Origin of the sequence: Campylobacter sp. 2457A (genome assembly GCF_020135895.1) — a bacterium.
In the GTDB taxonomy this organism is placed as follows: Bacteria; Campylobacterota; Campylobacteria; order Campylobacterales; family Campylobacteraceae; genus Campylobacter_D; species Campylobacter_D taeniopygiae.
The window spans coordinates 17,439-39,767 of the sequence record NZ_JACHTO010000006.1; the positions used below are offsets into that span (position 1 = coordinate 17,439).

Annotated in this window: 26 protein-coding genes; 11 read left to right on the top strand and 15 right to left on the bottom strand. The window is 29.5% G+C overall.

Going from position 1 to position 22,329, the window contains the following annotated elements:
* The first annotated feature begins 2 nt into the window (after positions 1-2).
* The 3 genes from H2280_RS03060 to H2280_RS03070 are packed head-to-tail and all read left to right on the top strand — an operon-like array spanning position 3 to position 2,047.
* Positions 3-896, top strand: coding sequence for an MlaD family protein (locus H2280_RS03060; protein WP_137623126.1), 894 nt, complete (start codon positions 3-5; stop codon positions 894-896).
* Positions 896-1,489, top strand: a complete 594-nt coding sequence (locus H2280_RS03065; RefSeq protein ID WP_137623127.1) for an ABC-type transport auxiliary lipoprotein family protein — start codon at positions 896-898, stop codon at positions 1,487-1,489. The genes H2280_RS03060 and H2280_RS03065 overlap by 1 nt, the downstream gene beginning before the upstream one ends.
* A gap of 57 nt (positions 1,490-1,546) precedes the next feature.
* Positions 1,547-2,047 (top strand): flagellar FLiS export co-chaperone, encoded by a 501-nt coding sequence (locus H2280_RS03070; protein ID WP_137623128.1) that lies wholly within the window; start codon positions 1,547-1,549, stop codon positions 2,045-2,047.
* Between the two features lies 1 nt (position 2,048).
* Here H2280_RS03070 and map read toward each other — a convergent pair whose 3' ends face one another.
* From map to H2280_RS03100, 6 genes are all read right to left on the bottom strand, one after another.
* Positions 2,049-2,807: a type I methionyl aminopeptidase gene (map, locus tag H2280_RS03075; RefSeq protein WP_137623129.1), complete on the bottom strand. Its 759-nt coding sequence runs from the start codon at positions 2,805-2,807 to the stop codon at positions 2,049-2,051.
* Between the two features lie 9 nt (positions 2,808-2,816).
* Positions 2,817-3,560 (bottom strand): glutamate racemase, encoded by a 744-nt coding sequence (murI, locus tag H2280_RS03080; protein ID WP_337195548.1) that lies wholly within the window; start codon positions 3,558-3,560, stop codon positions 2,817-2,819.
* On the bottom strand, positions 3,557-4,030 hold the full coding sequence (locus tag H2280_RS03085) for a C40 family peptidase (protein WP_337215636.1): 474 nt from the start codon (positions 4,028-4,030) through the stop codon (positions 3,557-3,559). The genes murI and H2280_RS03085 overlap by 4 nt, the downstream gene beginning before the upstream one ends.
* Positions 4,031-4,045: 15 nt before the next feature.
* Positions 4,046-5,215, bottom strand: a complete 1,170-nt coding sequence (nhaA, locus tag H2280_RS03090) for a Na+/H+ antiporter NhaA (RefSeq protein ID WP_337215637.1) — start codon at positions 5,213-5,215, stop codon at positions 4,046-4,048.
* Positions 5,212-6,360 (bottom strand): Na+/H+ antiporter NhaA, encoded by a 1,149-nt coding sequence (gene nhaA, locus H2280_RS03095; protein WP_337195546.1) that lies wholly within the window; start codon positions 6,358-6,360, stop codon positions 5,212-5,214. Before nhaA (H2280_RS03095) ends, nhaA (H2280_RS03090) begins: the two co-directional genes overlap by 4 nt.
* A gap of 119 nt (positions 6,361-6,479) precedes the next feature.
* Positions 6,480-6,662, bottom strand: a complete 183-nt coding sequence (locus H2280_RS03100; protein ID WP_137620297.1) for a YjfB family protein — start codon at positions 6,660-6,662, stop codon at positions 6,480-6,482.
* Between the two features lie 220 nt (positions 6,663-6,882).
* On the opposite strand from H2280_RS03100, the gene H2280_RS03105 reads away from it, so the two are divergent.
* The 8 genes from H2280_RS03105 (at position 6,883) to H2280_RS03140 (ending at position 15,055) form a co-directional block, all read left to right on the top strand.
* Entirely contained in the window at positions 6,883-8,946 is a 2,064-nt protein-coding gene (locus tag H2280_RS03105) for an FTR1 family iron permease (RefSeq protein ID WP_337215638.1), read from the top strand.
* Positions 8,943-9,479, top strand: coding sequence for an iron transporter (locus tag H2280_RS03110; protein WP_137620299.1), 537 nt, complete (start codon positions 8,943-8,945; stop codon positions 9,477-9,479). The genes H2280_RS03105 and H2280_RS03110 overlap by 4 nt, the downstream gene beginning before the upstream one ends.
* A gap of 184 nt (positions 9,480-9,663) precedes the next feature.
* Positions 9,664-11,067: a Fe-S-containing protein gene (locus H2280_RS03115; RefSeq protein ID WP_337215639.1), complete on the top strand. Its 1,404-nt coding sequence runs from the start codon at positions 9,664-9,666 to the stop codon at positions 11,065-11,067.
* Complete coding sequence (locus H2280_RS03120) at positions 11,057-12,352, top strand: ABC transporter permease (protein WP_137623136.1); 1,296 nt, start codon at positions 11,057-11,059, stop codon at positions 12,350-12,352. The genes H2280_RS03115 and H2280_RS03120 overlap by 11 nt, the downstream gene beginning before the upstream one ends.
* Positions 12,342-13,463, top strand: coding sequence for an ABC transporter permease (locus H2280_RS03125; protein WP_337215640.1), 1,122 nt, complete (start codon positions 12,342-12,344; stop codon positions 13,461-13,463). The genes H2280_RS03120 and H2280_RS03125 overlap by 11 nt, the downstream gene beginning before the upstream one ends.
* Entirely contained in the window at positions 13,459-14,112 is a 654-nt protein-coding gene (locus H2280_RS03130; RefSeq protein ID WP_137623191.1) for an ABC transporter ATP-binding protein, read from the top strand. Before H2280_RS03125 ends, H2280_RS03130 begins: the two co-directional genes overlap by 5 nt.
* Positions 14,109-14,594 (top strand): TlpA family protein disulfide reductase, encoded by a 486-nt coding sequence (locus H2280_RS03135; protein WP_337215641.1) that lies wholly within the window; start codon positions 14,109-14,111, stop codon positions 14,592-14,594. Before H2280_RS03130 ends, H2280_RS03135 begins: the two co-directional genes overlap by 4 nt.
* A complete protein-coding gene (locus tag H2280_RS03140; protein ID WP_337215642.1) occupies positions 14,555-15,055 on the top strand; it encodes a TlpA family protein disulfide reductase in 501 nt (166 codons plus the stop codon). Before H2280_RS03135 ends, H2280_RS03140 begins: the two co-directional genes overlap by 40 nt.
* An 18-nt stretch (positions 15,056-15,073) precedes the next feature.
* Here the strand turns inward: H2280_RS03140 and H2280_RS03145 are convergent, their stop codons facing one another.
* The 9 genes from H2280_RS03145 to H2280_RS03185 form a co-directional block, all read right to left on the bottom strand.
* Complete coding sequence (locus H2280_RS03145) at positions 15,074-15,517, bottom strand: DUF411 domain-containing protein (protein ID WP_337215643.1); 444 nt, start codon at positions 15,515-15,517, stop codon at positions 15,074-15,076.
* 96 nt (positions 15,518-15,613) lie between these two features.
* A complete protein-coding gene (locus H2280_RS03150) occupies positions 15,614-15,832 on the bottom strand; it encodes a hypothetical protein (RefSeq protein ID WP_337195538.1) in 219 nt (72 codons plus the stop codon).
* Positions 15,819-16,865 (bottom strand): GTPase ObgE, encoded by a 1,047-nt coding sequence (obgE, locus tag H2280_RS03155; protein ID WP_337215644.1) that lies wholly within the window; start codon positions 16,863-16,865, stop codon positions 15,819-15,821. The genes H2280_RS03150 and obgE overlap by 14 nt, the downstream gene beginning before the upstream one ends.
* Positions 16,866-17,173: 308 nt before the next feature.
* Positions 17,174-17,428 (bottom strand): 50S ribosomal protein L27, encoded by a 255-nt coding sequence (rpmA, locus tag H2280_RS03160; protein ID WP_002800974.1) that lies wholly within the window; start codon positions 17,426-17,428, stop codon positions 17,174-17,176.
* 10 nt (positions 17,429-17,438) lie between these two features.
* Positions 17,439-17,747, bottom strand: a complete 309-nt coding sequence (gene rplU, locus H2280_RS03165) for a 50S ribosomal protein L21 (RefSeq protein ID WP_137623143.1) — start codon at positions 17,745-17,747, stop codon at positions 17,439-17,441.
* 146 nt (positions 17,748-17,893) lie between these two features.
* A complete protein-coding gene (locus H2280_RS03170; protein WP_337215645.1) occupies positions 17,894-18,904 on the bottom strand; it encodes a hypothetical protein in 1,011 nt (336 codons plus the stop codon).
* 1 nt (position 18,905) lies between these two features.
* Positions 18,906-19,529 carry a penicillin-binding protein activator LpoB gene (gene lpoB, locus H2280_RS03175; protein ID WP_337215646.1) on the bottom strand — a complete coding sequence of 208 codons (624 nt, stop codon included), beginning with the start codon at positions 19,527-19,529 and terminating at the stop codon, positions 18,906-18,908.
* A 33-nt stretch (positions 19,530-19,562) separates the two neighbouring features.
* On the bottom strand, positions 19,563-20,912 hold the full coding sequence (locus H2280_RS03180; RefSeq protein ID WP_337215647.1) for a hypothetical protein: 1,350 nt from the start codon (positions 20,910-20,912) through the stop codon (positions 19,563-19,565).
* Between the two features lie 75 nt (positions 20,913-20,987).
* Entirely contained in the window at positions 20,988-22,325 is a 1,338-nt protein-coding gene (locus tag H2280_RS03185) for an anaerobic C4-dicarboxylate transporter (RefSeq protein ID WP_337215648.1), read from the bottom strand.
* Between the last annotated feature and the right edge of the window lie 4 nt (positions 22,326-22,329).

The following is a 22,329-nucleotide window of genomic DNA, read 5'->3' on the forward strand; positions in this document are numbered from 1 at the left end:
AAGTGGAAAATAGAGTCAATTATTTTTTTGTAGGAATTTTTATATTTGGATTGTTTTTTGCTAGTTTAGCATTTATACTTTGGCTTGGCGGATACTCCAAAAAAGAAAGTTTTAAATACTATGAAATTTATACTCAAGAATCTGTAGCAGGACTTGGTATCAAAGCACCTGTAAGACTTTTAGGGGTAGAGGTGGGAAGTGTAGAAAAAATCAGCATAGAAGAAAGAGATAGTTTAGGGGTTAAAATTCTAATTAAAGTAAAGAAAAATACTCCTATAAAACAAGATACATATGCAACCTTGCAACTTCAAGGAATTACAGGACTTAAATTCATACAACTTCAAGGAGGAAGTAAAGAAAGTCCCGAACTTACTAGCCACAATAAAAATAAACCTCCAATTATTCAATTTAAAGAAAGCTTTTTAGCTGCTATAGACAAACAAAGTGAACACATTTTTTCTTTGGTTAAAACTGCTGATTTAAAAACTAAAGAGCTTTTGAGTGAGCAAAATTTAAAAAATTTAGAACTTATTTTAAATAATTTAGCTCAAATAAGTTCTCATTTAAATGAAAATTCGCAAAAAATGAGCCAAAATATTACAAATGCGAGTTTCAAGCTAGGGCAAATGGCAGATAATATAAGTCTTGCTGCTAAAAATTTTAATGAAATTTTAAAAAGCGTCAAAGAAGGAGTGATTGCTTTAAATTCCTTCGCCAAAAAAGCCAATTCAAAAATAGATTCTTATGATGATTTAAAGCAAAATATTGAACAAAATTTAGAACTTTTAAACAAAGTATTATTAGAAAGCGATCTTTTGATAAAAAATTTACAAAGAAGCCCTTCTGATATTTTATTTAAACAAGAAAAACCTCAACTAGGACCTGGAGAAAGATAATGAAAAAATATTTATATATATTTATTTTAAGTTTTATTTTTTATGGATGCTCTATAAATAATCAAGTTGATAAAACTCAAATGTTTATTTTAAAAAACGATGAAATTTCTTCTAATATCCCTTTTAAAAAAACAACTAAGATTTTAAAAATCAAAAGTGCCACTTTGCCTTTATATCTTAATTCAAAATCAATCATTTACACACAAAACAATATAAGCAATACCTATGCTTATCATTTTTGGGCGGATTTGCCTAGTAATTTTTATCGATCTTTTCTTTTATCAAAACTAGAAAAAACTAAAATATTTAAAGCTGTTATTTCCTCGCAAAGCTCATTAAATGCTGATTATATTCTTGAAAGCAGAATTGATTCTTTTGAACAAATTCTTAACTCAAAGCAAAATTATACACAAATTGCCGTAAGTGTTAATCTTATCGATGTTAAAGAAAATAAAATTATTGTTCATCGATTTTTTAATCATAAAGAAAATATTGAGCAAAATAATATTTCAAGTATTTATCAATCTTTTGAAAAAAATTTAAATTCTTTAACCACGGATATTGTTCTATGGATTAATTCTAATATTGATTAAAAGTAGGAACACTTTTTGCTTTTAAAAATTTAGCAATATTTTTTTGAAAGGCAAAAGATGAAAAATGAATTAGATATACTAAAAAAACATTTAGGGGAAGTTGAGGCTGTAGGAGAATTTAAAGCAAATCAAATTTGTTCACAAATAAACGATGCAAATGATTTTATTGGTGCCTTGCAAGTATTAGAACTTGCCCTTAAAAAAATTGAACAAAGTATCACTCAAAGACTCGACGATCAAATTGATGATTTACAAAAACGCACTTTAGATGCAACCACTTCACAACTTATCCAAAATTGTTCTTTCATGGGAACTGCACTTTTTGGAAATATTTTTAATGTATATGTTGGCAAAAAACTTTTTGAATTTGAAATTTCAAATCCTCTTTTAATCTTAGAAAAAGCTGGATATGAAGGTGTTTTAGCTTATATTCAAGATAAAAGAGATGAAATAAAAAATATTTTAGCTGATCTTGCTAATGCAATCATCATGGGTCAAAGCATAGATAATGCTGGAATGTATGACTCAAGCATGGATTTTAAAAATCTTTTTAGATAATTTATAAAGCAGAAAGGATATCTGCTCTTCCATTAACAATTGCAACGCAATGCTCATAATGGGCAGTGTTTAACTCATCGGCACTGCCCGCATCCCATTTTCCATTAAAATGCTTTGGAGTTCCATCTTTTTGGCATATCATAGGCTCTATACAAAAAACCATTCCATTTTTTATCTTAGGCCCACTTTTAGCATTAGCCCCTTTTTCTAAATAATTTAAAATTTCAGGCTCCCCATGAGGTTTGCGCCCTATTCCATGTCCGCAATATCCACGCAACGGAACAAAACCTCTTGAAGTAATAAATTCACCCAATGCAGCCGAAAGCTCCTTAAAACGCATTCCATCTTTAATAATATCAATTGCATAATACAAAGCATCTTTAGCACAAGCGATCAAAGCTTCATCCTTAGAAGAAATTTTACCAATAGCAATAGTCCTAGCAGCATCGCCATAATACCCATCAAGCATTGTGCCGACATCTATACCCAAAATATCGCCTTCTTTGAGAATTTTATCATCGGGAATTCCATGGATGCAAACTTGATTTAAAGAAGTGCAAATTGCACCTGGAAAGCCATAAAGTCCCTTAAAAGAAGGTTTGGCACCTAAGCTTAATATATACTCTTCTGCCATTTGATCAATTTGTTTTAAACTCATTCCAATTTTTATTTCTTTTTCTAGAAAATCCAAAGTTTTTGCGACGATTTGATTTGCATTTCTAAGTTTTTCTATTTCTGCCGGTTTTTTTAATTCTATCATGATTTATCCTTATAAATTTAACCAAATTTTAGCAGTATTTTTTAAAGATTGTACATCACTTGAAGCATAAAAATGCAAAAGTGCTTTATCTTTTTTATAAATTAATTTTTCTTTTTCTTTCAAAAAATCAACTATAGCATCACCTGAATGGATTAATTTTGTATTTTGACCAAAATAATCACTCAAAGATTTCATTAAAAAAGGAAAATGGGTACAAGCTAAAATTAAAGCATCTGGAGTTTGAACTTTTTCAAAATAATATTTCATAGCACTTTGTAAAAATTCCCCTTCAAAAATACCCTCTTCAACCATAGGGACAAAAAGCCCAGTTGCTAAGGCTTTTATTTGAGTGAAACCTTGCTCGCTTAAACGTTTTTGATATTCTTGTGATTGAATAGTTGCCTTAGTAGCGATCACTAAAATTTTTTCATCTTTACGCTTTAATGCTTTTTTTGTAGCTTCCACTCCAGCGTCTATTACTCCATATATTGGGATATTAGCATTTTGTCGCAATATATCTAAGGCATAAGCACTTGCAGTATTACAAGCAATAATAAGCATATCAATTTGAAATTTTTTAAAAAAATCTAAAGCCTCTAAACAAAATTTGATAATCGTATCTTTATCTTTTACTCCATAAGGAACTCTTGCGGTATCTCCATAATAAATTATTTCATCAAAAAAATTCGCTTCATAAAGAGATTTTAAGACGCTAAGTCCTCCTACACCACTATCAAAAACTCCAATTTTCATCTTATATATCTTCTAGCACCTATATAACGTGATTTCCAATAAGAATTACTCAAGTTAGCTTCTCTAGCTCCACCCCTAGAAGAAAGATGGATGAAATTGCCTTTGCTTGTATAAATTCCTACATGCATACCATTTGGCCCTCTACCCGTTCTAAAAAAAACTAAATCTCCAGCTTTTAAACGAGACTTAGAAACCCTTATGCCTGAATTTAATTGAGTGACAGTTGTTCTTGGGATTTTTGCGTTAAACTCCAATAAAGCTTTTTGCGTAAATGCTGAACAATCAGCACCTCTTTTAGTATTGCCTCCTAAAACATAAGGAGTTTTTCTCCATTCATAGGCAATGGATTTTAATTTGGATTCTACATTAGAATAATGATAATTTGGTTTTCCCATAAAAGCAAAATTAGGATAAAAACTACAACCTGTGATAAAAAATAAAGCTAAAAAAATAAAAAAAAGTTGTTTCATTCATTTCTCCTTTTTTTAAGCACGATTTGCAAAAAATCTAAGATAAATAAAGCCCCAAATTCCAGAACAAAATGAAGCAATTAAAATAGCAAGATTATCTGCATAATGAAATATATCGCTTACCTCATAAGCCAAACCATCAATAAATAAACTCATGGTAAAACCTATGCCTGTTAAAATACAAACTCCATAAAGTTGTTTTAAATTTGATCCTTGAGGCAAATGAGCTAATTTAAATTTTATAGCAAAATAAGAAAAGACAAAAACTCCTAATTGCTTTCCTATAAAAAGTCCAAAAAATATCCCTATACTCACTCCAGAAAACATAGCTTTTAAATCTATGTTTGACAAATTCACCCCCGCATTTGCAAAAGCAAATAAAGGCAAAATAACAAAATTGAGCCAAAATTTTAAACTTTCATAAATATCTTCTAAAAAAGGTTTGCCTTCTTTAGTAGCCATAGGGATAAAAAAAGCTGTAATGATTCCTGCTAAAGTAGCATGCACTCCACTTTTTAAAACACTGATCCAAAGAATTAACGAACAAATAAAATAAAAAGATTTCCGCGTAATACCAAAAACATTAAGCATAAGCATTATAAAAATAACAATTGTAGCAATGATAAAAGCAAAAATAGAAAGTTTGGTGGTATAAAAAATTGCGATAATTAAAATAGCCCCAACATCATCGAAAATCGCTAAAGAAAGTAAAAAAATTTTCAAACTCGATGGAATATATTTTCCGCACATCATCAATATCGCTAAAGCAAAAGCGGTATCTGTAGCTGTTGGGATAGCCCAACCTTTAAGGGTATATATATCGCCTAAATTAACCAAAGTAAAAAATAAAGCAGGGATTAATATACCTCCTAAAGCCGCTATAAAAGGCAATACTATATTTTTAGGATTTTTAAAATCTCCATGTAAAAATTCTTTTTTAAGCTCAAGACCTATTGCAAAGAAAAAAATCGAAATGAGTCCATCATTTACCCAAAGCAAAAAAGGCTTATTAAGTTCAAATTCGCCAACACTAAATCCCACTTTTAAATTAAGAAGACTACGATAATGTTCGCTAAAAAATCCATTTTGGATCAATAAAGCAAGTAAAGTAGAAACAATAAGTAAAATTCCGCCAAAAGCTTCACTTAAAATGAGAGTTTTTAATTTTTGGAAAACACCATTCATTTGATTATCTTAAGATATATAAAGCCGATTAAGGCACTGATGAAACTCGCTAATAAAATAGCTAATTTATCAGCATGTTCAAAAATATCACTATTTTTATACGCTAAACCATCGATAAATAAACTCATAGTAAAGCCTATGCCTGTTAAAATACAAACTCCATAGAATTTGGAATATTTTATATTTTCAGGAAGTTTTGCAAGTTTTAATTTGATAGCAAGATAACAAAAAGAAAAAACCCCTAATTGTTTTCCCAAAAATAAACCTAGCATAATTCCAAGACTTACAGGTGAAACTAAAACACTCGCATCCATATCTTTAATATCAACCCCTGCGTTTGCAAAAGCAAATAAAGGCAAAATAAAATAAATCACCCAAGGATTTAAATCCTTTAAAACTGCATGCAAATAAGGTTTTTTATCGGGTGTATCTAAAGGTATAAATAAAGCTATAATCACCCCTGCTAAAGTAGCATGCACTCCACTTTTAAGCATTGCTACCCACAAAATCACTCCGATTAAAACATATAAGGATAGGTGTGTAAAATGAAGATAATTTAATACAAATAAAACCAAGATACATAAAAAACAAATTACAATAGCCAAAAATGAGAGTTGATCCGTATAAAATAATGCGATAATAATAATTGCACCCAAATCATCAAAGATAGCCAAAGAAAGTAAAAATAACTTTAAGCTCGATGGAATTTTATTTCCTAAAAGCATTAAAATTCCCACTGCAAATGCTATATCTGTAGCTGTTGGAATAGCCCAACCTTGCATAGCAAAATCATGGGAATGATTGATTAAAGTAAAAATCAAAGCGGGAAAAATCATCCCCCCTAAAGCTCCAAATAAAGGTAAAGAAACTGATTTTATATTTTTAAGCTGTCCGCGTAAAATTTCATATTTTAACTCAAGACCAATACAAAGAAAAAATATAGCGATTAATCCATCATTGATCCAAAGTTCTAAAGACTTTGCAATTTTAAAATTCTCAAAACCTATCGTTAAATTTGCGTGAAAAATTTCTGCATAATAAAAACCAAGAGAAGAATTTTTAAACAATAAAGCTAAAAGAGTAAAAAATATAAGCAAAATTCCAGGAAAAGTTTCACTTAAAATTATTTTTTTAATTATATGCATTTATAACCCATCCTAGAACTAAAAATTATTTTTGTATGATTATAACTAAAAAATACTAAAGAAATAATTATTTTCAAATAATTTATTAGGATACAAATTGCATCCTAATTGATTAGATATTAAGCATAAATATCTAAACCACTAGAGCTAGAAGCTTGTGGAGCGGAGGCTTCAGAGACATTCTCCATACCTTCAATAAGCTTACTCATTAATGTTTCATTTGTATCCATAGATTTTTTTAATACTGAAGTATTAACCGCTGTTAATAAGTTTGCATTACTCATGGTTGCATCTGAAATCATAACATCCTCCTTATTTTGATGTAGTCTTATAAAAGACGTTTAAATAATATCGGAAATATTTTTTAAAAATTAATACCTAAATTTTTTAAATATTTTAAAATTTACAATAAAACCTTGTATTTAAATTATTTTTTAGTCTTATTTAAGATTGTTGGTATTATACTTCTATATTGATAATAAATATTATTTTTATAAATACATGATTTTGGAGCAAATCACAATGAAAATTTTTAAAATAATGCTTTTTTATTTTTTATTTTTTTCTACAACAGCTGTTTTTGCTAAGGTTGATGATTATATAGCTGAAACAAATATTATTAAAAATATCCTTAGTCAAAGTTTGGATGTATATAAAAAAGGCGATAATGGACAAGCAAAAAAATTAAGCGAAGATGCTTATTTTCAACATTTTGAAAATATGGAAGGTCCTATAGGTAGAAATATAGGTCGAAAAGCTATCACTATGGAGCGTAAATTCATCAATTTACGTCGTATGTATAAGGAAAAAGCCCCTTTGGATCAAATCAATGCGCTCATTGAAAGTCTTTATTATGACTTAGATGAAGTGGCTCCAATTTTACAAAATGGATATAGGCTAAAAGCAGAGGCCAGTCAAACCAATTATGATAAAGCAGCGGCTGAAAAATCAAGTTTAGAAGCCAATGCTAAAAGAGAAGCTGATGCTGAAGCTTTAATTGCCCAAATTACAGGCGTTAAACCGAGCTCAAACAATAATTCTAACATCCAAACCAATTCATCAAATTTGAAAACCAATGATATCAATTCCGATCTTCAAGCGGCAGCCTCTATGGACGCAAGATTGCAATTTATTCTTGATAATATTTCGACCAAATTTACCCTTGCTGCAAATGCTTTTAAAAATGGAAATTATGATGAGAGTAAAAATTTATTAAATGATGCTTTATTTAATGATTATCGTAATACAAAAGTTGAAATTCTAATCAATAAATTTACCAAAGCCGGAAATGATCAAAAATTCCAACAAGCTTTAAGAACCTTGATACGTGAAATTGATGATAGAAAACTTGATGAAAAAAAATTAAGAGATGGTTTAGATGATATAGAACAACAGCTTTTTGATACATTTTTACAAATTCCAAATTCAGAACTTTCAAAATTAAGACTAAAAGGTTTTAACGATGAAAATCAAGGAAAAGATTACGCTAAAGTCGGAGATGATATCAAACTTGCCTTAAATGAAATTTTAAATAATTACGATGGTTTTAATATTTCAGCTATCAATGATTTACAAAATACCTATTTGGATATTTTTGAAGCCAGTGGAATGGAAAATAAAATAGGTGCCGTTGATAGCAATTTGAAATTAAAAATCGAAAGTTTATTTTCTCAAAGTATTGCATTAATCAAAAATAGTGCCGATAAAAAAGAACTTAAAGCTACTTTTGATGAATTAGAAAAATTCATCCAACAAGGTATAGATAAAATTCAAGATTCTACGCCTTATTCTCTTTTTATATGGGCTTTAGGAATTATCATACGCGAAGGTTTAGAAGCTTTAATTATCGTTGTTGCTATCATATCTTATCTTGTTCAAAGTGGCAATAAAAATCGCCTCAATATAGCCTATAGCGCACTTTTTACCGGAATCATACTCAGCTTTATTACAGCTTTTGCTGTCTCTTGGCTTTTTAAAGAAAATGCGGGGCAAAGTAGAGAACTTATAGAAGGCATTACTATGCTTATAGCTGTTCTTTTATTATTTTATGTTGGATTTTGGTTGCTTTCAAACACACAAAATAAAAAATGGGCTAGTTTTATCAAGCAAGGTGCAATTGATGCTATTTCAAACAATAGCGCAAAAACACTTTGGATTACCGTTTTTCTAGCTGTTTATAGAGAAGGTGCGGAAACGGTTCTTTTTTATCAAGCTTTGCTTTTTGATGCAAAAACCAGTACGGATTTAAGTGCTATATTTGGGGGACTTGGACTTGGAATTTTAATTTTAATTGTTTTATATTTTCTTTTAAAAGCAGGAGCTATTCGCATCCCTGTTAAGCAATTTTTTTATATCACCTCTTATATAATCTTTTATATGGTATTTGTTTTTACAGGCAAGGGCATAGCAGAGCTTATAGAAGGAAAAATCATCCTTCCTAGTTTAGTTCCTATGAATTTTGAACCTATATTATGGCTTGGAATTTATCCTTACTATGAAACTTTAATTCCTCAATTTATAGTATTAATTTTATTGATTATTGGTATTTTAATCACAAAACAAATTTCAAAAAAAGGAGTAAAATGAAAAAAATTTTATCAAGCGTTGCTATAGCAGCGATTGCAAGTATCAATCTTTTTGCAGGTGAAGTGCCAATTGGCGATCCAAAAGAATTAAATGGGATGGAAATAGCCGCTGTTTATCTTCAACCAATCGAAATGGAACCAAGAGGAATTGATCTTGCAGCATCTTTAGCAGATATTCACTTAGAAGCAGATATTCACGCAACTAAAAATAATCCTAATGGCTTTCCTGAAGGATTTTGGATGCCTTATCTAACCATAGCTTATGAACTTAAAAATACAGATACTGGAGCCATTAAACGCGGAACTTTAATGCCTATGGTTGCGGATGATGGTCCTCATTATGGTGCTAATATCGCTATGGAAAAAGACAAAAAAGGTGGTTTTGGAGTGGGTAATTATGAACTTACTTTTTATATTTCAAATCCTGAAAAACAAGGATTTGGACGCCATGTTGATGAAGAAACTGGCGTAGGTAAATGGTTTGAACCTTTTAAAGTTGATTACAAATTTAAATACACAGGCACACCTAAATAATTCCCAAATTTTTAGAAATTCTTAATAATAGAATTTCTAAAAATACTTCTTATTCTTTAAAAAATAAAATCTTGATTAATTTTAATATCTTAAAAATCTTTATACAAAAATTTATTTATTTTTTACACTTGTTAAAGTTTTTTATGTAATAATAACTCTTATCAATATAAAAAAGTGAAAGATTATGAGCATATATTTTGTCAATTTTATTTCCAATATTTTGCCCTTAAGCATTTTAATAGCTTTTATAAATCCTGACAAAAAATACATTACAAAAAGCTTTATAGCGGTTTTTTTAGGGTTTTTATTTGGGTATTTTGCACTTTTTATATCCGCACAATTTTTAAAAACTGATAATTTGATATTTAATCTCAATTTTATTTTTATAGCTTCTTTACTTGCAAGTTTTATATTTTATTTTTGGGAAAAAGTTAAAGTTTTAAACTCAGTTTTATCGACCGTTTTAAGTTTTTGCATAGCTTTAAATTATTATTACATCAATCAAGATTTGCCTATATTTAGCAATTCTTTATTGGATAGTCAAACAATTACATCTTTAGGTTTTATATTCTTAGCTTTCATTATTTGTATTTTAATCTTTTTCTTTTTAAGATGGCAAAAAACAATCAATAAAAAAGCAAGTTTTGTTGTCTTTTGTATCGTTATCTTTGTAGAAATGGATCGTGCTTTAGCTAATATTTTACTCACTTTGATGAGAAATTCAATTATTGATACTGAAACTTTTTTGGTTAGCTTTGTTGGAAAAAGCAATTATTTTGGTACTTTTAAAATTTATCTTTATATCATTTTAATCCTTATTCTTGCTTTTTTAAGTTTAAAAATTCGCCAAAACAATATCAATAAGCATATGATTTTAGATATTAAGTATCGCAAAGATAAGGCAAAAAATCATCTAATCAATTCTTATTTTTCAAGCGTTTTTATAAGCTGTATAGTTAGTTTTTGTATTGTTTTGTATTTTTTTATGATCAGTTCTAAACCTTTGGTTATAGATGAACCTAAAGAAATTTTACCTAACGCTGAGGGCAAATTTATCTTTGATGTGGCTCTTTTAAGGGATAATAAACTTCATAGGTTTGCCTATGTAACAGCTGAAGGTAAGGTTGTGAGATTTTTTCTAATCAATAAAAGAGAAGATAGGGACTCTCCTGTTGCTGTTTTTGATGCTTGTATGATTTGCGGAGATATGGGGTATATTAAAAAAGATGGGGAATTAATCTGCATTTCTTGTAATGTCCGTATTTTTCTACCAAGCGTAGGTAAATCAGGTGGTTGCAATCCTATTCCTTTAAAATATACCTATGATGGTAAAAATATTATTATTGATGTAAAAGATGTCATTGCCGGATCTAATTATTTTAATCAAATCAAAGAAATTCAAGTTAGCGATCCTGTTTCAAAAGATAAACTGATTAACATAAAAGCACCTTTTTCTTATAGTTATAAAGGAATTACTTATTATTTTATCAATGAAAAAAACTATGAAGAATTTAAAAAAGATCCTTTAAAATTTATTGGGGATACAGAAGCTAAGTTTTTAATCCAAAGGAGAAGCGATGTTAGCTAAAATAATCCTTAGTTCTATTTTTAAAAATAAAATTCAAAAATTCTTAGCCTTTCTTACTTGTTTTTTAGCCACTCTTTTGCTTTGCATCATGCTAAATATTACTTTAAGTATAGGCAATGAAGTCACAGAACAATTAAAAAGTTATGGATCAAATATACTGGTTTTACCTAAAGGTTCTAACTTAAACATTGAAATAGGCAATGAAATTTATGAACCCTTAAAAAATAAAAACTATCTTGAAGAGAAAAATTTATATATGATTAAAGATATTTATTGGCGTAATAACATCACTGCCCTAGCCCCATTTTTAGATGGTAAAATCACTGTTAAAAATGATGATAAGGCTATAAAAACTCTATTGTATGGGACTTATTTTAGTAAAGCAATTAAAATAAAAGACGATGATGATTTTGTAACAGGAATTCAAACCCTTTATCCTTATCTTAAAGTAGAAGGAAGTTGGGCAAAAGATGATAGCAATGAAATCATGCTCGGTGAAGATTTGGCTAAAAATTCCAAACTAAAAATAGGACAAAATATAACACTCCTTGGAGAAAATAATATTTCAAAAGAAGTTAAGATTGTAGGAATTTTATTGCATACAAATCCTAAAATGTCAAATAAAATCATCGCTCCTTTACATCTTGCTCAAGAATTACTTAATAAACAAGGGCTTTATTCAAGCGCTGAAGTTAGAGCTTTTACTATACCTGAATCCTCACTTTCTGAAAAAGTACGCCGCTTAGGAGAAGAAAAACTCGATCAAGTTGAATACGATAAATGGTATTGTTCTGCTTATGTAGGTTCTATTGCTAGTCAAATCAAAGATGGACTTCCAGGATCTGATGTAAAAGTGCTAAATGCTATAAGCGATGCTCAAAATTTAATCGTTAAAAAAATTCAATCTTTAATGTCAATCACCTGCATTATTTGCATTATTATTTCAAGCATAGCTATTTCAAGCCTTATGAATTCAGAAATTCATCGCAGAAAAAAAGAAATAGGCCTTTTAAAAGTCCTTGGAGCTAATACTTTTCAAATTTATTTGATCTTTTCAAGCGAAAATTTAATTGTAGCTTTTATTGCTGCAATTTTTGGATTTGTATTTGGCATAGGAGTTTCAGAAATCATCAGTCTTAATATTTTTGGTTATTTTATCAATATTGCTTTTATCGCTTTACCTTTGAGTCTTATTTTTGCTGGCTTAATAGCTATAATTGGCTGCTTAATCCCTATAAGAAATATTTCTAATCTTTCTCCAGTAGAGGTGCTTTATGGAAAATAGATTTTTTCTAAATGAACTTTTTAAAAGTCTTAGTTTTTCTTATCAAAGACTTTTTATCATCATTTTATCCATTTTCATAGGTGCCTTAACTTGTTCAGCATTTTTAAATATCTATTTTGACATAGATACAAAACTTTCTAAAGAACTCAAAGCTTACGGGGCAAATGTGATTATAAGCTCTAAAAATATGGATGAAAATTTTATCTCTAACGCTAAATATGAGGAAATCAAACAGAAATTAAAAGCTAGGGCTTTAACTCCATTTTTATATGAATTTTTAAATTTAGGTAGTACAAGTGCGGTTGTTTTGGGAACAGATTTTAAAGCCTTAAGACTGACTAAACCTTTTTTAGAGATAAAAGATGGGAGTTTTTCTTTAAGAGATTTTAACGATAATTCTGTTTTTTTAGGTATTAATCTAGCCAAACAATTAGACCTTAAAGTAGGAAATGAGCTGCAAATTTATAATCCAAATAATGGAAAAAGTGTTAAATTAACCATAAAAGCTATATTTTCAAGCAATGATGAATTCGATGGTATAGCCTTAGCGTCTTTAAATGTGATTCAAAATTTAAGCGATACACAAGGTATTAATTATGCTAATGCTATAGTTGATGGTGATTTTCAAAGCGTTTGGAATAAAACTCGAGCTATCAGCGATCATACTATTAACGCTAAACCTATATCATCGGTATCTTTAAGTGAAAATTTGGTTCTTAAAAAAATAAAAACCTTAATGTTTTTAATCGTCATTATTGTTTTAATCATAGTCACAACCAGTGTTAATACCACGCTAAGCTCTATCATATTTTCTAGAAAAAAAGAAATTGCTTTGCGTTTAGCTTTAGGAGCTAAAAAGAGAGAAATTTTTAAACTTTTTGCAAGTGAGTGTTTTATTGTGTGCTTAATAGCAAGCATTATAGGGGCATTTTGTGGAATATTTTTAGCCAATATTTTTGGTTATTTAATTTTTAATTCCAGCATTGACTTTAGATTTAAAGCAGTATTAATATCTATCATTATTTCTTTGGCTTTTGCTTTTTTTGCCACTTTTTTACCTATAAAAAAGGCTTTAAAAATTAATATTTGTGATAATTTGAAAGGTGATTAAAATGAAAGAATTAATAAAAATAACAAATCTTAGCAAAAATTTTGGCAAAGTTAAGGCTTTAAATAATATTAATTTAAATGTTTATCAAGGAGAATGGCTTGCCATTATGGGGCCATCAGGAAGTGGTAAATCCACACTTTTAAATATTTTATCTCTAATGGACACCCCAAGCAGTGGTCAATATATCTTAGATGGACAAAATTTAGAACAAATTCAAGAAGAGCAAAAAATACAATTACGCAGAGAGAAAATAGGACTTATATTTCAGCAATTTCATCTTATCCCTTATCTAAATGCTTTAGAAAATGTGATGCTTTCTCAATATTATCACTCTTGCATTGATGAAGAAGATGCAAAAATGATGCTTGAAAAAGTTGGTCTTTCACATCGTTTAAATCACCTTCCTAATCAACTAAGCGGAGGGGAGCAACAAAGAGTTTGTATCGCAAGATCTTTAATCAATAATCCTGAAATTTTACTTGCGGATGAACCCACAGGAAATTTAGATGAAGCTAATGAAGAAATCGTTCTTCAAACCCTAAAAAAACTCAAAAATGAAGGAAAAACTATTGTTTTAATCACGCACAATCCAGATTTAGCTAAATTCGCTGATAGAACCATATGCTTACATCATGGGGTTTTAAAATGAAATTTTTATGTATTTTTATTGCACTATTTTTACTCAATGCATGTTCTTTTGAAAATCATAAAAAAAGCACAAAAATAGGAGAAGTGGCTACAGAAATTTCAGCTAAAAATCTTTTAGGAGATAAAATTAAACTAAATGATGATAAAAATTCTTTAAAAGTATTAGTTTTTTTTCAAAATGGTTGTTCTTCTTGCTTAAAGGAACTGCCTTATCTAGATGAATTTGCGCAAAATTATCCAGATAAAATTAGCGTTTATGCGATCAATTCAGCCAATGATATACAAACTATACAATCTTTAGCAAAAAAATTTGATTTTAAAAAGGTTAAAATTTTAAAAGATGATCTTAAAATAACGCAAGATAGATATGCCATATTTGCAACGCCAACAACTATAATCATTAAAAATGGAATTATAAAAGATAGAATTTTAGGAGAAACACCTTGGGAAAATTTAAAGTCCAAGCTCATTTCATTGCTTTAATCACAGCTTTATTTTTTATAGCTTGCAGCGATGGAGAAAATTTTAAAAGCTTAGATCATAAAAATTATAATTTTTCCTACAATGGTTTTGAGAAAATATTAAAGCTTAATCAAAAGGATGAAAATTTTGCTTTGGTGTTTTTTACCAAAGATTGCGGAGTATGCAAAGAACAAATCAAAATCTTACAACAATTAATCCAAAATTATAATTTTAATGTTTTTGTGATTTTAGGAGATGCAAAAAATTTAGATGATGCAAAAAATTGGGCAAAAGAAAAAGGCTTAACTCAATTAACTTTATTCTATGAAAAAAATGCAGCCAAATATCTTTCAGATTCCATAGGCGGTATTTATGGAGTCCCTGTAATTAGTTTTTTTGAGTCAGGAAAAATGAATAAAAAATTTATAGGATTGACACCTTATCATATACTTGAAAATGAAATTAAAAGGATAAAAAATTAATCTTATCCTTTTAAATAATTAAAGCTTTTGATCTCCTAAAAAATAGCCGTAAATTTCATAACTTCCATCTTTTTTCATTAAAATGACGGGATATTTTTCATTGTAGCCTTGTTCCATTCCAGGGCTTCCTTGTGGCATTCCAGGGGCTGAAATTCCTATAACGTCTTTTGGTTTATTTTTAAGGAGCCAAGCTACAGCGCTTTCAGGAACATGTCCTTCAACGACATAGCCTTCAATAATCCCTGTATGGCAGCTTTGATATTCATTTTTGATGCCATATTGATCTTTAATTTTTAGAAAATCATCTGTTTTATGCACATTTACACTATAGCCTTTTTTCTTCATATAAGCCGTCCAATAATCACAACACATGCAAGTAGGACTTTCATAAATTTCTAAATTTTTAGCTTGTAAAATACAAGCACTTGCAACTACAACAAAAGCTGAAATTACTTTTTTCATTTTCTACTCCCTAAATTTCATTATTTTAACTATGCAACCTGAATTAACAATATATCAAATTTCACTTTTAAACAAAGTAAATCTTTTTGTGCAAAATTAATTTTTTTTATTTAATTGACTTAATCGATATTGGCTATAAGCAGTAAAAATAACTCCAATAACCAACCAACAAATCCCACTCCAAATAAGTCTTGACTCTTTTCCGAGTAATAATATAAAAAATGCCCCGATAAAATGCACCAAAGCTACAACTAAAAACAATATGCCTGCTAAACGTTGCTTTTTAAGTTTTTTCAGTTTTTCATCTTTTTCCATGTTTTTCCCTTAACTTTTTAATCTCTTCTAAAAGCATAAATTTAAGCTCCTTAAGCCCTGTTTTTTCAAGACTTGAAACCTCGATTAAAAAACTTTGCGGATCTTCTATACTTTTTAAATAATCTTTTAAATTTACTATATTCTCTGCAATCGCTTCTGCAAAATCAACACCTAAATTCACACTATCACTTTTTGAAATCATAATACCAAATTCATGCTTAAAGAGCTCTTTGGAAAATTTTTCGAGCTCATTTCTTAGCACTATAAATTGCTCTTTTAAAGACATTTCTCTTAAAGGATCCAATACAAAAAGTAAAAAAGATGTTCTTTCTATATGCTTTAAAAAAGCAAGTCCTAAACCTTTACCTCCACTTGCACCCTCGATAATACCAGGAATATCTGCCATCACAAAAGAATTATACTCATCCACATCAACAAGACCAAGTTTTGGCGTCAATGTGGTAAATTCATAATTCGCAATTTCAGGTTTTGCGTTTGAAACCACACTAATAAGAGTCGATTTTCCCACGTTTGGAAAGCCCACAAGTCCCACATCAGCGATCAATTTAAGCTCAAGTCTTACTAAACGACTCTCTCCTTTTATACCAGGTTGTGCATAGTCGGGACGTTGATTGGTTGCGTGTTTAAAATGAGTATTTCCAAGCCCTCCTTTGCCACCTTTTAAAAATACTTCTCTTTGCCCTTCTTTGGTTAAATCAAGTAAAATTTCATTGCTTTGTGCATCAATAACTTGAGTGCCCTCTGGAACAATGAGTTCTAAATTTTCACCTTTTTTTCCATTTTTATTACGCCCCATACCCGCTGCACCATTTTGCGCACGAAGTTCCTTTTTTCCTTTAAAATTAACAAGGGTATGAGTATTGTTATCACATATAAAAATAATATCTCCGCCATTTCCGCCATCGCCACCATCAGGACCACCCAATGGAACGTGCTTTTCACGACGAAAACTTACAGCACCTTTGCCTCCATCGCCTGAAGCTAAAGTAATCTTAACGCTATCTATAAACATAAAAAACCTTAAAAAAATTTAAAAAGAAGTATATCAAAAGAAAATAAAATTCAAAATAATTTTTACAATAGCTCAAAACTCTCATTAGCTTATTTTATATAAAAACTACTATAATTAAAAATTTTAACATCGTCAAAAATTGATATTTTAGATTAAATATTGATATTAAACTAAAGATTTTATAGTAAAAATTTGATTTTAAGTACTTTTTAAAATTTATAATCTTTAAAATTAACTTGTTAAAAAAATATCTAAGTTTTTAAATTTTGGATAAAAATTTAAGATTTTTCTAGGCAGAAGCCTAGAAATTAAGCAGGATAAACAGAAACTTTTTTTCTATCTTTATCTTTTCTTTCAAATTTAACAAAACCATCAATTAAAGCAAAGATAGTATGATCTTTTCCCATACCTACATTATTACCTGCATGTGTTGCAGTTCCTCTTTGGCGAATGATGATATTTCCAGCTCTAACAAATTCGCCACCAAATTTTTTAACACCTAAACGACGACCAATAGAATCGCGATTATTTTGAGTTGAACCTTGACCTTTCTTGTGTGCCATTCTTTACTCCTTAAGCTTTAATATCTTTAACTATAACGCGAGTAAATTGTCTTCTAAAACCTCGTTTAAGTTTAGAATCTTTTCTGCGTCTTTTTTTATAAATTACAACTTTCCTATCTTTTCCGTGATTGATCACTTCTAAAACAACTTTTGCACCTGCTACGAAAGGCGCACCTACCTTAATATCTTTATCGCAAATTGCAAGTACTTCATTCACTTCGATAATAGCTTTGCTTTCAGCTTCAAAGTGATCTAGCTTTAACTCATCATTAACGCTAACTTTATACTGCTTTCCGCTGTGTTTCATAATAGCATACATTGCTTTTCCTTATAATTTGGTAAGTACCATAAAGCACCAATTAGGATTTAAAAGCTTTAATGGTTTAGAAAAACTTTAATTTTATAAAATTTTTCTTTAATATTTAATGAATTTAAAAGTTTGCAAATTAAAAAATCAAAGCGAAACTAAAATCCAAGATCAACCCCACCACCTTCATGAAGCTTATAGGTAGAATCTTTGCCTTTGTCTTGCTTATTTTCCTCTGATGCATTAGCGTTAAAAAGAGAATTTTGTATATATTTTTGCATCATTAAAGCAGTATTTTCCCAAAATTTTTGTTCTTTTTGAGCATCATAAGTAAGTATTAAATTCGTACTTAGAGTTTTTGACAATACTATCTCTCTTGTGGGATAAAATATAAGTTTGAAAGAGATATTTATCTTTAATTTTTTATCATTTTGATAAGTAATATAGCTATTTTGTTTAGATGTATCTAAAATTTTATACTCTAAAATATAATCCGTACCTAAAACATTCCCTAGCTTAGAGCTTTCATCACTAGAACCTTGAGCACTTTCGATAAGTTTATCTTCGCTTTTAAAATCATTTTTTCTTTCCAAAAGAGTAAAATAAGCATCGTTAGAAAAAATATCATTTAAAGCTTGAGTTAAATTTTCTCCCGATTTTCCATAATTTTTATCAAAAAGTATTAATTTTGGTTTTTGATCATTTTGGTAAAGATATTTATAAGCTAAGATTTTAACCTTCCAATTTGTGCCATTATTTTCAGCAGAAGTGATCTCATAACTATCAATACGCCCATTACTTACATTTTGAAGCGTATCTTTTGAATTTTGAACAATTTGCCCTAAGGCTGAAAATTTAACATCAATACTTTTAATTTCTTGTCTTAAATTAAACTTTGAAATACCTTTAAGCTTAGATAAGGCATCAATTAAGGCGTTATTTAAAGCATCTTCTCTTGTTTGACCTGTCCCAACACCTTGCATAATTTTTTGAAATTTAGATCTTTGATGCGGAAGTGTTTTTAGGCTTTGAATATTGCTAAAATTGATATCTTGAGCAGGAGAATAATCATAAATAATCACATTTTTTTCATTTTGAGCTTTTATAATATTTTGATTTTCAGCCCAAAGCAAAGACAAAAAAGCTATTAAAATAAAAAAATATTTCATTTTACCAAGTCACCGATTTACTTGTTCCTGTTTTATCGATTGTTTTTTCATCTTCCCAATAAGCAAGTCCTGAATTTAAATCTGTAAGTGTTAAATGAAAAAAATACTCCGCTTGTATATCGCCATTTCTAAGCTTAACAGTATCTTGACGAATTTTTCCGCTTAATGAAAAATCAGGGGCTACTAAAGTTCCTTTTTTAGAAATAGTATTTTGGTTAAATTCTTCATTATCCCGTAGTTCTCTTACGGCTTCACTCATCCCATCTCTAGCACCCCCTGCTGCAACGGCTGTAGTAAGGACAAATTTGCCTGATTTTCTAAGTGCAATAGTTATTTTGCTTATAAGTTTGTCTGTATCGATTCTTTGAGGGGTATCATTAATGATTTTTCCAATAGCTATCACTTTTCTTTGGCCTTGTGAAATATTAGCAAAAGCGGGATCTTTCAACATGCTTTCAATCATTTCTTGTGCTGTTTTTTCAAAATCTTCTCTATCAAGCCCTAAAGTTAAAGCATCCCCTTGTTTTTTTTGACTCGCATAACCATCAGTATAAACAGGTGCTCCACAAGCTGCAAGAAAAAAAGCTAAAAAAGCATAACAAGCCACTAAAAATAAATTTCTCATCTTAATTTCCTTTTTTAATCTATTATACTTTGTTTAATTTTCAATTTTGTAAATTTCACTTGGAATTATTGGGTTAAAAGATCGAATTAAAATCAATATGTCTTTATTTTGATCTAAAGAATTAGAATATATCGCATTATTGTTTTCATCTTGAATTTTAATAAAGCCATCATTAACGATCATTAAAATTTGAATATTTTTAGGTAAAAAATTCCAAATTCTCAAATCACTTCTTGTTGTTGCCGCAGTAAAAATATCCGTTGCAAAAGTCAAAATTCCACTTTGATCATTTTTTGCTACAGCCATGTTTAAACCTGTTTTAAAAAGACTTGACATTAAAGATTTCATAATTTTAGCATTCAATTCTTCTTTAAATTCGCTAGCAACCACCTCATCAAAATCGAAAATTCTCGCAGTTTGGTTTAAATTTTTACCATCAAAAACATTTAAATAAGCAAAGGATTCTTCTCTCTTTTTTAAGGTAGGCAAAGCTACACTTGCTGTTACAATATGCTGATCAAAAATAAAAGGCAAAGTAAGTGAAAATTCATCCAATGCAGGGCTTAAACCATTTTCATAAATGATGAAAATATGTTTTTTTAATTTTTGCGGGTTTAAAGCCTTAGAGTATTGATCAAAAAGCTCAAATTCTTTTTGTATTTCTTTATCGTTATTGTATGCTGCATAAACCTCTTTAAGCAAATCAGAAGCTTTTTGATAATCATGATCCATGAAAAAAAATACTGAAGAAATATAAGTTACATAAGCATTTGTATAGTTTTTTTGTGCATGAAATTCTTTAAAAAGATTATTGTATTGATTTGCAATGATTTTGAGATTTTGATCTATATTTTGCTTGAAATTCTCTTCTTTTTCAGCTTTTTTTCGCATCTGCTGAATTTGAGTGGCAAAATATTCTTTAGCTATGTTTTGCCTTGCTAAAGCGCGATTAAATTCCACTCTAGCATTTGAAAAATCTTTCAAACTCATGAAATTTAAACCCTTATAAACATTGACCATAGTTCGTTCATACCAAGCACCTTGATAATCATTAACACCATCGTTTATCAATGTAGAACTAATAAAATTTACACTCTTGTGAGCAATATTTTGCAAATCAACATCATATTTATAAGAATTTTCTACTTGATCAAAAATAGCATTGCTTAAATTAAAATCCTTGCAATCTCTAGCAATATACGCTGTATTTAAGCCTTTAAAAATAGTATCATCATCTTGATTGATCGCTTGTAATTGTTTTTTAAAAAAATCCTGATCGCATTTTTTAGAAAATAATTCTTTTTGATAAAATAAATTTTGATCTTGATAAGTTGAGCAAGCACTCAAAATAAATATAATAAAAAATAATATTATTCGATACATTTAAAATAATCCAAAAAAATAAAAATTATTCTAAACTATATCAAAAAATCAATAATAGCCTAAGGCTATTATTGATTACTTTAAAAAGCCAGCTGCAACAAAGCCTAAGGCTACTGAAATAGCAATGGCTAAAACACCTGGTATAAAGAAAGAGTGATTAAAGATAAATTTACCTATTCTTGTTGTTCCTGTATCATCCATTTGTACAGCACCCAATAAGGTAGGATAAGTTGGCAAAACAAAAAGTGCAGAAACTGCAGCAAAACAAGCCACTAACATATAAGAATCATTCGGATTTGCAGCAGTAATACCCAAAGAAGTAATTACCACTGGAACAATAGCTTTAGCAGTAGATGCTTGAGAATATAAAAGCATACTAGCAAAGAAAAATGCAACCGCAAGTGTTGCTGGAATTTGTTCTACCCAATCGCTGGCTAAAGTTTCAATTTCTTTCTCGTGACCCGAAACAAAAGTATTTCCAAGCCAAGCAACACCAAAAACACAAACACAAGCTGTCATACCACTTTTAAAAACACTTGTATCCAAAATTTTTGCTGGATCTACTTTGCAAAACCAAGTAATCAAAGCAGCTGCTGTTAATAAAAAGCTCATAATAGCCGAATCTCTTGGAATAACAACAGGATCTATCCATCTAATATTGCTAGAAATTGCTGTTGCGTATAAAACCACGCATAAAACCGTTGTTAAAAAAATCGCAACTGAAAGTTTAGCACCTGGTTTATCTTGTGCTTGTAAAACTTCATTAGCATCTTTTACAAGTCCTGCTTTTAAACGCTCTTGATAAATTTTACTTTTACTAAGATCTAAAGGAGTAATGATACTAACTATAAACGCTGTTAAAATACAAGCGATAAAAGTTGTGCTGATCCAAATTCCTAATAGTGTTGGATAATTCCACCCAAATTGCTCCAAAACTCCACTCATATAAACAACAGCAGCACTCACAGGAGATGCGGTGATACCTATTTGAGAAGCAACCACCATTAAAGAAAGCGGAACCGAAGGTTTGATATTTTGAGATTTTGCAACATCAACAACTACAGGCATTAAAGAAAATACAGCATTACCTGTTCCTGCTAAAAGAGTTAAGAACCATCCGCAAATTGGAGCTAAATAATTAATGAATTTTGGATGCTTTCTTAAAAATCTCTCGGTTAATCTTACCATATAATCAAGACCACCGGCTTGTTGCATCGCAGAAATTGCTGCAATAGCTGCAGCAATAATTAAAATAACATCCCAAGGAATACTACCTGATTTCATGCCTAAAGCAAGTCCTAAAATAACAACCCCTATACCTCCTGCATAGCCTATAGCTATACCTCCTAGACGAATTCCTATAAAAATAGAACCCAAAAAGACAACTATTTGTAAAATCAACTCCACACTCATAGTA

What these genes read in the sequence shown, in the direction of transcription:
- H2280_RS03065 (WP_137623127.1), top strand. Translation starts at nt 896, where the DNA reads ATGAAAAAATATTTATATATATTTATTTTAAGTTTTATTTTTTATGGA.
- H2280_RS03070 (WP_137623128.1), top strand. Translation starts at nt 1,547, where the DNA reads ATGAAAAATGAATTAGATATACTAAAAAAACATTTAGGGGAAGTTGAG.
- map (WP_137623129.1), bottom strand. Translation starts at nt 2,807, where the DNA reads ATGATAGAATTAAAAAAACCGGCAGAAATAGAAAAACTTAGAAATGCA.
- murI (WP_337195548.1), bottom strand. Translation starts at nt 3,560, where the DNA reads ATGAAAATTGGAGTTTTTGATAGTGGTGTAGGAGGACTTAGCGTCTTA.
- H2280_RS03085 (WP_337215636.1), bottom strand. Translation starts at nt 4,030, where the DNA reads ATGAAACAACTTTTTTTTATTTTTTTAGCTTTATTTTTTATCACAGGT.
- nhaA (WP_337215637.1), bottom strand. Translation starts at nt 5,215, where the DNA reads ATGAATGGTGTTTTCCAAAAATTAAAAACTCTCATTTTAAGTGAAGCT.
- nhaA (WP_337195546.1), bottom strand. Translation starts at nt 6,360, where the DNA reads ATGCATATAATTAAAAAAATAATTTTAAGTGAAACTTTTCCTGGAATT.
- H2280_RS03100 (WP_137620297.1), bottom strand. Translation starts at nt 6,662, where the DNA reads ATGATTTCAGATGCAACCATGAGTAATGCAAACTTATTAACAGCGGTT.
- H2280_RS03105 (WP_337215638.1), top strand. Translation starts at nt 6,883, where the DNA reads ATGAAAATTTTTAAAATAATGCTTTTTTATTTTTTATTTTTTTCTACA.
- H2280_RS03110 (WP_137620299.1), top strand. Translation starts at nt 8,943, where the DNA reads ATGAAAAAAATTTTATCAAGCGTTGCTATAGCAGCGATTGCAAGTATC.
- H2280_RS03115 (WP_337215639.1), top strand. Translation starts at nt 9,664, where the DNA reads ATGAGCATATATTTTGTCAATTTTATTTCCAATATTTTGCCCTTAAGC.
- H2280_RS03120 (WP_137623136.1), top strand. Translation starts at nt 11,057, where the DNA reads ATGTTAGCTAAAATAATCCTTAGTTCTATTTTTAAAAATAAAATTCAA.
- H2280_RS03125 (WP_337215640.1), top strand. Translation starts at nt 12,342, where the DNA reads ATGGAAAATAGATTTTTTCTAAATGAACTTTTTAAAAGTCTTAGTTTT.
- H2280_RS03135 (WP_337215641.1), top strand. Translation starts at nt 14,109, where the DNA reads ATGAAATTTTTATGTATTTTTATTGCACTATTTTTACTCAATGCATGT.
- H2280_RS03145 (WP_337215643.1), bottom strand. Translation starts at nt 15,517, where the DNA reads ATGAAAAAAGTAATTTCAGCTTTTGTTGTAGTTGCAAGTGCTTGTATT.
- H2280_RS03150 (WP_337195538.1), bottom strand. Translation starts at nt 15,832, where the DNA reads ATGGAAAAAGATGAAAAACTGAAAAAACTTAAAAAGCAACGTTTAGCA.
- obgE (WP_337215644.1), bottom strand. Translation starts at nt 16,865, where the DNA reads ATGTTTATAGATAGCGTTAAGATTACTTTAGCTTCAGGCGATGGAGGC.
- rpmA (WP_002800974.1), bottom strand. Translation starts at nt 17,428, where the DNA reads ATGGCACACAAGAAAGGTCAAGGTTCAACTCAAAATAATCGCGATTCT.
- rplU (WP_137623143.1), bottom strand. Translation starts at nt 17,747, where the DNA reads ATGTATGCTATTATGAAACACAGCGGAAAGCAGTATAAAGTTAGCGTT.
- H2280_RS03170 (WP_337215645.1), bottom strand. Translation starts at nt 18,904, where the DNA reads ATGAAATATTTTTTTATTTTAATAGCTTTTTTGTCTTTGCTTTGGGCT.
- lpoB (WP_337215646.1), bottom strand. Translation starts at nt 19,529, where the DNA reads ATGAGAAATTTATTTTTAGTGGCTTGTTATGCTTTTTTAGCTTTTTTT.
- H2280_RS03180 (WP_337215647.1), bottom strand. Translation starts at nt 20,912, where the DNA reads ATGTATCGAATAATATTATTTTTTATTATATTTATTTTGAGTGCTTGC.
- H2280_RS03185 (WP_337215648.1), bottom strand. Translation starts at nt 22,325, where the DNA reads ATGAGTGTGGAGTTGATTTTACAAATAGTTGTCTTTTTGGGTTCTATT.